This is a genomic window from Halomonas sp. B23F22_20 (assembly GCF_043496985.1).
GTDB lineage: Bacteria > Pseudomonadota > Gammaproteobacteria > Pseudomonadales > Halomonadaceae > Halomonas.
The window spans coordinates 1-2,138 of sequence record NZ_JBIEKH010000050.1 but is presented as its reverse complement, the minus strand read 5'-3'; the positions used below and the strand labels follow the sequence as shown (position 1 = coordinate 2,138).

The window sequence follows — 2,138 nt, the reverse complement described above, 5'->3', positions numbered from 1 at the left end:
CTCACTCACTGCTTGGCCGCTCACATCCAGTGGAGCGGATTCCCTATCCTACTGCGTCCCCCCGTTGTTCAAACGGAAAGGAGGTGGTACAGGAATATCAACCTGTTATCCATCGCCTACGCCTTTCGGCCTCGGCTTAGGTCCCGACTAACCCTGAGCGGACGAGCCTTCCTCAGGAAACCTTAGACTTACGGTGGAAGAGATTCTCACTCTTCTTTCGCTACTCATACCGGCATTCTCACTTCTAAGCGCTCCACCAGTCCTTACGGTCTGACTTCACTGCACTTAGAACGCTCTCCTACCATTGTTCGTAAGAACAATCCACAGCTTCGGTGTTATGTTTAGCCCCGGTACATTTTCGGCGCAGAGTCACTCGACCAGTGAGCTATTACGCACTCTTTAAATGATGGCTGCTTCTAAGCCAACATCCTGGTTGTCTGAGCAACTCCACATCCTTTTCCACTTAACATAAACTTAGGGACCTTAGCTGGTGGTCTGGGCTGTTCCCCTCTCGACTACGGACCTTATCACTCGCAGTCTGACTCCCAAGGATGAGTCGTTGGCATTCGGAGTTTGACTGAATTCGGTAACCCGATGAGGGCCCCTAGTCCAATCAGTGCTCTACCTCCAAGACTCTTACCTTGAGGCTAGCCCTAAAGCTATTTCGGAGAGAACCAGCTATCTCCGTGTTCGATTGGCATTTCACCGCTACCCACACCTCATCCCCGCACTTTTCAACGTGCGTGGGTTCGGGCCTCCAGCCAGTGTTACCTGGCCTTCACCCTGGACATGGGTAGATCACACGGTTTCGGGTCTACGACCACATACTATTTCGCCCTATTCAGACTCGCTTTCGCTGCGGCTCCGATTTTTCATCTTAACCTTGCATGGGATCGTAACTCGCCGGTCCATTCTACAAAAGGTACGCTGTCACCCATTAACGGGCTCCAACTACTTGTAGGCACACGGTTTCAGGTTCTATTTCACTCCCCTCCCGGGGTGCTTTTCACCTTTCCCTCACGGTACTGGTTCACTATCGGTCACTAGGGAGTATTTAGCCTTGGGAGATGGTCCTCCCGGATTCCGACGGAATTCCTCGTGTTCCGCCGTACTCAGGATCCACTCCGGAGGAAACAAGATTTTGACTACAGGGCCGTTACCTTCTTCGGCTGACCGTTCCAGATCATTCATCTATCTTGTTTCTTGATAACTCCTGGTGGAGTGTCCTACAACCCCAGAGAGCAAGCTCTCTGGTTTGGGCTGATTCCGTTTCGCTCGCCGCTACTCAGGAAATCGCGTTTGCTTTCTCTTCCTTCGGGTACTGAGATGTTTCAGTTCCCCGAGTCTACCTTCCTTAACCTATGTATTCAGTTAAGGATCCTACCCCATTACGGGTAGTGGGTTCCCCCATTCGGAAATCTCCGGATCATAGCCTACTTACGGCTCCCCGAAGCATATCGGTGTTAGTCCCGTCCTTCATCGGCTCCTAGTGCCAAGGCATCCACCGTGCGCCCTTATTCACTTAACTATCTAAAATCAATGTGAAAAGACGCATCATAATGATGCTTACGTTAAATCTAACGTTGGTTTGATGTCTAATTCTTATCTAGTTTTCAAGGTACTGTTTGAAAGCATTTGAGCTTCCAAAACCGAACGAAACAAACATGGTCAATGGTTTAATGGCACAATGTGTGCCTGCTAGCAAGTCCCGAAGGACTCGCTAGTTCCGTAATATCCTTAGAAAGGAGGTGATCCAGCCGCACCTTCCGATACGGCTACCTTGTTACGACTTCACCCCAATCATTGGCCCCACCTTCGGCGGCTGGCTCCAAAAAGGTTACCTCACCGACTTCGGGTGTTGCCAACTCTCGTGGTGTGACGGGCGGTGTGTACAAGGCCCGGGAACGTATTCACCGCAGTATGCTGACCTGCGATTACTAGCGATTCCGGCTTCATACAGGCGAGTTGCAGCCTGCAATCCGAACTGAGAATGGTTTTTTGAGATTTGCTTGACCTCGCGGTCTCGCGGCCCTCTGTACCATCCATTGTAGCACGTGTGTAGCCCAGGTCATAAGGGGCATGATGATTTGACGTCATCCCCGCCTTCCTCCGGTTTGTCACCGGCAGTCACCTTAGAG

The 2,138-nt window shown here is 51.2% G+C and carries 2 rRNA genes; both read right to left on the bottom strand.

The annotated features are described in order from the left end of the window. Positions 1 to 1,528: ribosomal RNA gene (locus ACGTN6_RS20430) — 23S ribosomal RNA — on the bottom strand; the annotation flags it as partial. A gap of 213 nt (positions 1,529 to 1,741) precedes the next feature. Beyond that, positions 1,742 to 2,138: ribosomal RNA gene (locus ACGTN6_RS20425) — 16S ribosomal RNA — on the bottom strand; the annotation flags it as partial.